The following is a 7,774-nucleotide window of genomic DNA, read 5'->3' on the forward strand; positions in this document are numbered from 1 at the left end:
AACTATGCCGATTATAGCGGCACTACGCTATTTTCATAGACTTTTGCAGCATAATCTCGCACAAGTGTCTGTACAATTGGGTCGTTTTTAATCGATACTTTGGCATTATCAAGATATTGTTGATATACAACCTGTTCTAATTCCATTGGAGTGTGGCTCCCTTCTACTGAACCTTGCTCAATGGTAATAGTGTATTGCTGACCATAGTAATGACTCAGTTTGTTTTTTAAGTCATCACACAAACTTTGATTATTTAATAGATGTGCTTGCGATTGATGTAATTTCAAGTCTATAGATTGATCTTTTTGCTGCATAACACAACTTTTTGCTAATAATTTTTCAAATCCCACTAATTCCATCGCTTTAATAGCTAAGAACCAAGCGTCTGTCATTTTATCTTCAACGTAAGCGGCAATATCAATTTCAGGATTTTGTAAGCTTGGGTCATTCATTAGCTGTACTTCCGTACCGACTTCTGAATGATGTAATGCTGAAATATCATGATTTGCTATTGCAGATTTAGCCACTACTAATTGAGCGTTATTCGCTTGTACATTGGCTGATGCTTGAGGAGCAGCATCAACTTTCGCTGGCACAGGTTTAGTATCTTCGAAGTAGTCATTCTGAACATGATTATCAGGTGCTGGAGGTGTAGCTATATCACCCCCTTCAGCCTGATTATCAAAGTAGTCGTTATGTTCCTTGCTATAATCAGCATCGCCATAATCATCATAGCTATTGTGATTATGTGGTTGTTCTTGGTAGCTTGTTAAAGGCGGTAATTCTTGCTCGTTAGTTGAGCCTTCATTCCTTTTTGCTTCAACTTTTTTTGTAGGCATCGGTGTTTTTTCTACTGATGCTGTCGTTATATTGCGCGCTGCATGATTGACAGTTGACGGTTCAACGACTTTCTTTTCTAGCGGTTCAACGCTTGGTGTTGCTTGGGCTGTTACTTCAGGTGCGGCAAACCGATCGTTTGCTTTTGGTGTCTGTTGCTCAGTTGCCGCTTCAATCTTTTTTAGTTCTTCTCGCTTTAAACGATGGCTTCGTAACATATTACGAGAGTTTGTTGTCGCCGCAAGATCAAAGCTTGCAGGCGCAGGTTCGCTTTGCACTGGTTGTGTTGAAACCGGTTGTGCTGTTGCTTGTTCATATTGAGTCGGAGCAACATGTTGCTCTGGTGCATTCATATTTTCAGGGACATTTTCAAAAGCAGCTTCAGGCGCCATTTCCGGTGTAGTCTCTGGTTCCAGAGCCGTATCTGGCGCCGTAGCAGTATAAGCAGACGCTTGATGGCTAGGCTGATAATTAGAGGCCTCAGGCATTGGTTGCTGTTCTGGCATAGTCTGCTGAGGTGCGCTCTGAGTTTCCGCTTTTATTAGGTTCGCTTCTGGTTGAGCTGGCGCAGCTTGGACTGGTATTTCACTTGGCACCTTCTGTGCTGGCTCTGGTGTTGAAATTGTTGTTGGCGGCACTTGAGATGCAACCGATTCAGGTTTTGATTGAGTCGATGTACTAACGTCAGGTCTTGCGACAAGCGGTTGTTGCTCACTATTAACTTCTGACACAACGGGCGCAATAGTTTCAACTTGTTGCGCTTTAGCTAGCATTGATTCATCAATATCAATGTAGTTTGCAGGTTTAAAAGCCAATAGACGCATTACGGTCATTTCTAATGCTACTTTGCCGTTTGGTGCATAGGCGTAATCTTTAAAGCCTTGTACTGCTATTTGATAGAATAACTGCACTTCTTCCGGCGTTAAACGTTCTGCTAGTAATTGCACAGTCGTTTTTTCGGTGACATTAGCATTGAGTTGTAATTGCATTAATGCAATTTGATGACATAAGCTTGCTAGCTCTTGATGTAGCGCTGAGAAGTCAGCCCCTAAGTGCACAAACTCTTGAATTTTTTCAAAGACTTTTTGGCTATTACCCGATGCAATGAAGTGTAATAAGTAATGTAGATGCGATTGGTCAATCGTGCCTAGCATTTTTAATACGGCTGCATATTTGATATTGCCTGCGCCAAACGCTAATGCTTGGTCAGTTAAGCTTAAAGCATCACGCATACTGCCATCTGCTGCTTTGGCAATAACACCTAACGCAGGTTGTTCGTATGTTGCTTTTTCATGATCTAAAATCGCAGCTAGTTGTTGTTCAATTTGCTCTGGCATGATGGCTTTTAAATGGAACTGTAAACAACGCGATAAGACGGTAATAGGTAATTTTTGAGGATCAGTCGTTGCTAATAAGAACTTCACATATTCTGGTGGCTCTTCTAGCGTTTTTAGCAGTGCGTTAAAACTATGTTTAGATAACATGTGCACTTCATCAATCAAATAAACCTTATAACGCCCTTGCGCTGGTTTATATTGCACGTTATCTAATAGTTCACGTGTGTCATCAACTTTAGTACGAGAAGCCGCATCAATTTCTAATAGGTCAACGAATCGACCTTGATCGATTGCTTGGCAGTTAGCACAAACACCACAAGGAGTTGCTGTTACGCCAGTTTCACAATTTAAACTTTTTGCTAAAATACGCGCGATAGTTGTTTTACCAACACCACGGGTACCACTAAACAAATAAGCATGATGTACGCGATCTTGTGTTAACCCATTTTCTAATGCGGTTAATACATGCGGTTGACCAATGACTTCTTTAAAAGACTGTGGTCGCCACTTCCGTGCTAAAACTTGATAGCTCACTAATTATTCACCCGCATATTCAATCAAAGAGAAAACAGGAACAGACATGGCTTTTAGTTTTTCTTCACCACGTAAGTCTGGTAATGAGATAACAAAAGCGGCTTCAATTACTTCGCCGCCTAAGCGCTCGATTAATTTAACCGATGCCTCTGCCGTGCCACCTGTTGCTAGTAGATCATCCATCAATAAGACTTTTTCGCCTTTTTTGATAGCATCTTTGTGGATCTGTAAAATGTCGTTACCGTACTCTAACTCGTAGCTTTCTTGAATCGTTTCACGAGGTAGTTTATTAGGCTTACGTACAGGGATAAAACCAACGCCTAACGCTGCAGCTAATGGTGCACCAAAAATGAAACCACGTGCTTCTGTACCGACTATTTTATCTATCTTTTGTGTTTTATAACGCTCTACGAACAAGTCAATTGTTGCGGCGAATGCTTCACCATTTTCAATCAGGCTGGTAACGTCACGAAAAACAATGCCTGGTAATGGGTAATCTTTAATGCTTTTAATACTATTCTTAATTAATGCTAATGATTCCATGCTCATCTTTTTTATCCTGTAATATCTAATATCATAGGGTAAATAGTTGCTTGCCGTAGTGCAAGTTGTGTTGTCATAAAGTGAGTAACTATTTTCATTTGTTGCATGAAAAATCGTCTGATTTACTTTTGTGGATGTATTGGAAGTTGAAGAAGTTCTATTTAGGGCTAAAACGATGATGAGTAATAGCTTAGAGATTGTACAAACAGTGGGAATAGATATTGATAATATGCTTTGGATTTAAAAGAATATTGGGTCATCACGAAGGACTGCCCTTCTCTCAGGACACGAAGGAAACTTAATAATAAACAGGTTATGTCATTATCTTATTAGTTTAATCCAAGCTTCAAGTAGGTGAAAAGAAAACACAACAGTAAAAACAAGCAGGCTAAAGCCAGCGCCCCAAGGTCAAAAAATAATTCATCTAGAGTAATAACAACCAACATGGTTGGTCATTAACGCTTTCGACTTAACCTTCTCTGTTCTTCGTTCCTTCGTGGTTAATTGCTTTTGACCTTAAAGGACTTAAGCAACCACGAAGCACTGCGCTTCACTAAGGACACGAAGGAAAATCAATATAATTTAGTCATTAGCTCTTTTGACCTAACCTTCTCTACCCTTTGTGTCTTCGTGGTTAATTGCTTTGGCTTTAAAGACTCACAAAACGCCAACGAGAAATAAGGTATTTATTTCTGCTTATACTTATTTTTGCTTATCTTATATAAAGGGAGCAGGTATAATCCGCGCTCTTTAATTTCTCCATAACTACTTGAGAACATTCATGCATATAACGCTTGCTCCAATGGAAGGTGTGATGGACTTCCACATGCGCCAATTTTTAACCCAACTTGGCGGGATCGATCGTTGTGTTACTGAGTTTGTTCGTGTTGTTGAATTGCCTTTACCTTCGCGTGTTTTTTATCGCTTATGCCCTGAATTACATAATGCGAGCCGTACTGAATTTGGCACCCCTGTTCGTGTTCAATTGCTCGGTCAAGACCCGCAATGTTTAGGAATGAATGCAGCGCGCGCTATTAAACTAGGCTCTGACGGGATTGATTTAAACTTTGGTTGCCCAGCTAAAACAGTGAATAAAAGCCGTGGTGGTGCGGTGTTATTAAAAGATCCTGAAGCCTTATATCAAATAGTAAAAACCGTGCGAGAGGCAGTGCCTAGCGAACATGTGGTGAGTGCAAAAATTCGTTTAGGTTATGAAGATAAAAGCTTGGCGATTGAAAATGCTCAAGCGATTGCCGAAGCAGGCGCAAGCGAGTTAGCAGTGCATGCGCGTACTAAAGATGAAGGTTATAAGCCCCCTGCTCATTGGCATTGGATTAAAAAGATAAAAGACGCTATCGATATTCCTGTGATTGCTAACGGTGATATTTTCAGTTTTGAAGATGCGCAGCGTTGTATTGAAATAAGTGGCTGCGATCATTTGATGATAGGACGTGGTGCTATGGCGGTTCCTAACCTTTCTAATGCACTTAAAGGGTTAGAAGCACCTTATACTTGGCTACAAAACTTACAAATGATGGAACAATACTTTCAATGGTTACGTGTTATTGAAGATAAAGAAAAGTTTATGCCTAGTCGCATTAAACAATGGCTCATGTTTATGAAAATACAACATGTACAAGCCGATCCGTTTTTGCAATCAGTAAGAGCGATTCGCAATTCAGATGAAATGTTAATGGCATTACAACAAGCACAACAAGTTGAGTCTGAAAAATAAGCGATAATACGAACAATAAAAGCTTAGCAATATAACGCTGTAATAGAGCGATACATAAAAGTAAACAAGAAGTGCCATTCTATTCTTTCATTAAATTCAGTACGACCGTAACGCGAAGCCATTCTCTATTATCACTTGATTTTATAGAGATGACTGAACAACATGGGCTTATTTTATGTAAACCATCGACTTTATTCTTTATGTTTTAAACCTACTTCTCAATAAATCTAAAAAAGCATTTAAAATCAGTTCTATTTTGTCATTATTAGCCTACTCTTATTGTAGTAGAAAAATGATACGTATTTTAAACTAGTGCAACCATCTCTGTGCCTTCGCACTATTACAGACATATAATAGGAATAACATGCCTTTACCGATTTTAATTTGTGATGATTCTGCGTTAGCCAGAAAGCAAATTGCTCGTTCATTACCCAAAGATTGGGACATTACCGTCAATTTTGCTGAGAATGGTAAGATTGGCTTAGAAGCTATTCGCCAAAAGAAAGGCGATATAGTATTCCTTGATTTGAATATGCCGATTATGGATGGATATCAAGTATTAGAAGAAATTCAACGAGATGATTTACCAGCGATTGTTATTGTTATCTCAGGAGATATTCAGCCTGAAGCTCATCGCCGAGTAAAAGAATTAGGTGCGATGGATTTCATAGAAAAACCCATCAACAATCCCAAACTGATTGCAACCCTTGAGCAATATGGAATTTATAAGCCTGGCAGCCATAACTCACTTTCAAGTCCAGAAAATTTAGAAAAAGTCAGCGTTCGAGAAGCACTGCAGGAAGTTGCTAATATTGCAATGGGCCGAGCGGGTGATTTACTAGGACGGCTATTAGATGTTTTTATTTTACTGCCAGTCCCTAATGTAAATACCTTTGAAAGCAGCGAATTGCATATGGCGCTGACGAATATCGCAAAAGATAATACGGTTTCAGCAGTCACCCAGGGGTTTATTAGCTCTGGTATCAGCGGCGAAGCGATTGTTATTTTCCACGACTCAAATTTTGATGAAATGACGAAGTTACTTAAATATGAAAATATGATTAGTGACCATTTAGAACTTGAGGTCATGAATGATATTTCTAACATTTTGGTGGGTGCTTTTTTAAATGGTTTAGCAGAGCAGTTAGATATTCAATTTAGCCAAGGCCAGCCTAGCGTTTTAGGGCAACATGGAAAAGTAGAAGACTTGATTAAAAGCCGCCAAAAAGACTGGCAAAAAACGCTTACTATCGAAGTTAGTTATAGCATTCAAGATCACGACATCAAGTGTGACCTACTACTTTTATTTACTGAAGAATCAATTAAAGTTATTCAACATAAAATAGGATACCTCTTAGACTAATGAGTGCAACAATAGAATTAAAAGATATCCATTGGCTTATAGATATGGTGCATAGCATAGACGTAGGTATTGTGATCATCGATAAAGACTTCAATGTCAAAGTTTGGAATGGCTTCATGGAAAACCATTCTGGTTTTTTAACCGCGCACATGATGGATAAAAAAATTACCGATGTGTTTACCAGTATTCCTGAAGACTGGTTACAACAGAAAGTTAAAAGCGTCTGTTTATTAAAAAACAAAGCGTTTACGACTTGGGAACAACGCCCTTATTTATTCAAATTTAAAAGCTATCGTCCTATTACTAGTAATGCCGAATTCATGTATCAAAATGTGACTTTTTTACCTCTTACAGACATAGTCGGTGTTGTAACGCAAATTTGTATGATTGTTCATGATGTGACTGATGTTGCGTTGTCTAAGCAAACCTCTCAAAAAGCCAATGCAAAGCTTACCCGTTTAAGCCAAACAGATACGTTAACTCAGCTCAATAACCAAGGTTATTGGCGAGAAAGATGCGCTAGTGAGTTCCTAATTTATAAAAAATCAGGACGCATAGCTTCCATGATACTTTTTGATATCGACCATTTCAAAATTGTTAATGATACCTATGGGCATACGTTTGGAGATGAAGTGCTTAAAGGCATTGCTGATGTAATACAAGATAATAGTAAAAAAGAAGATATTACAGGGCGATTTGGTGGTGAAGAATTTACATCGCTATTAATTGATACGAATTTAGAGGGTGCAAAGTTAATCGCAGAGCGTCTTCGCAAGGCTATTGAAGCAATACACTTTGAGTTTCAAGGTACTGTTGTTAAAGTGACGGCAAGCTTTGGTATCGCGCAAATGACCGACTCTATTACTGATCATGAAAAGTTAATTGAAGTGGCAAATTTAGGCTTATATATTGCGAAGAACAATGGTCGTAATCAAATTGGAGTTAGTGAACATTAAATACAATAGCTTAGCGCATCTAACAAAATAACTTACTGCATCTAATAGAGCACGATAGATAACGAATCATTAAAAATGTTAATCAAGCACCCTTCATTGGGTGCTTTTTAGTGTATGGATAATTATCTCAATTCCGAATAAGCAAAACGATTCCCCTTATTAAAGGTTACAACGCAGAATTGGTTTCAAGCTAATACCAATCTAAGTAATTATCTAGTCATTTATTTATACAGATTGATATAACGTTCCAGAAAGCAAGCTGTGAAACAAGCACTTTCATTGTTAGAAAGTGTCAATTTAACTCATTAAACCTTCCTCTTTCAGCCTAGAATGCGCTTGCTTAACTTTTCGCCTTGAATGTTAAGGGATATATATCGATTTTAGAGGGTGACTTGTATAAAATTTTTAAATACGATTAATACCAATCACACTAATTAAGTTATCTATTTTACTTGTTAAAATAACTTAT

At 38.4% G+C, this 7,774-nt stretch carries 5 protein-coding genes; 3 read left to right on the forward strand and 2 right to left on the reverse strand.

The annotated features are described in order from the left end of the window. Nucleotides 1-11 precede the first annotated feature (11 nt). A complete protein-coding gene (gene dnaX, locus V6255_RS15585) occupies nucleotides 12-2,708 on the reverse strand; it encodes a DNA polymerase III subunit gamma/tau (RefSeq protein WP_341628988.1) in 2,697 nt (898 codons plus the stop codon). Between the two features lie 3 nt (nucleotides 2,709-2,711). Next, the gene (apt, locus tag V6255_RS15590) at nucleotides 2,712-3,257 is read right to left on the reverse strand and encodes an adenine phosphoribosyltransferase (RefSeq protein ID WP_341628989.1); all 546 of its coding nucleotides are present in this window, start codon (nucleotides 3,255-3,257) and stop codon (nucleotides 2,712-2,714) included. Nucleotides 3,258-4,032: 775 nt separating this feature from the next. On the opposite strand from apt, the gene V6255_RS15595 reads away from it, so the two are divergent. The 3 genes from V6255_RS15595 to V6255_RS15605 all read left to right on the forward strand — a co-directional run bounded on the left by V6255_RS15595 (nucleotide 4,033) and on the right by V6255_RS15605 (nucleotide 7,305). After that, entirely contained in the window at nucleotides 4,033-4,986 is a 954-nt protein-coding gene (locus tag V6255_RS15595; RefSeq protein WP_341628990.1) for a tRNA-dihydrouridine synthase, read from the forward strand. 364 nt (nucleotides 4,987-5,350) lie between these two features. Next, nucleotides 5,351-6,349 (forward strand): response regulator, encoded by a 999-nt coding sequence (locus tag V6255_RS15600; protein ID WP_341628991.1) that lies wholly within the window; start codon nucleotides 5,351-5,353, stop codon nucleotides 6,347-6,349. Next, nucleotides 6,349-7,305 carry a diguanylate cyclase gene (locus V6255_RS15605; RefSeq protein WP_341628992.1) on the forward strand — a complete coding sequence of 319 codons (957 nt, stop codon included), beginning with the start codon at nucleotides 6,349-6,351 and terminating at the stop codon, nucleotides 7,303-7,305. Before V6255_RS15600 ends, V6255_RS15605 begins: the two co-directional genes overlap by 1 nt. The last annotated feature ends 469 nt before the right edge of the window (nucleotides 7,306-7,774 follow it).

It is taken from the genome of Psychromonas arctica (assembly GCF_038155225.1).
Classification (GTDB): domain Bacteria; phylum Pseudomonadota; class Gammaproteobacteria; order Enterobacterales; family Psychromonadaceae; genus Psychromonas; species Psychromonas arctica_B.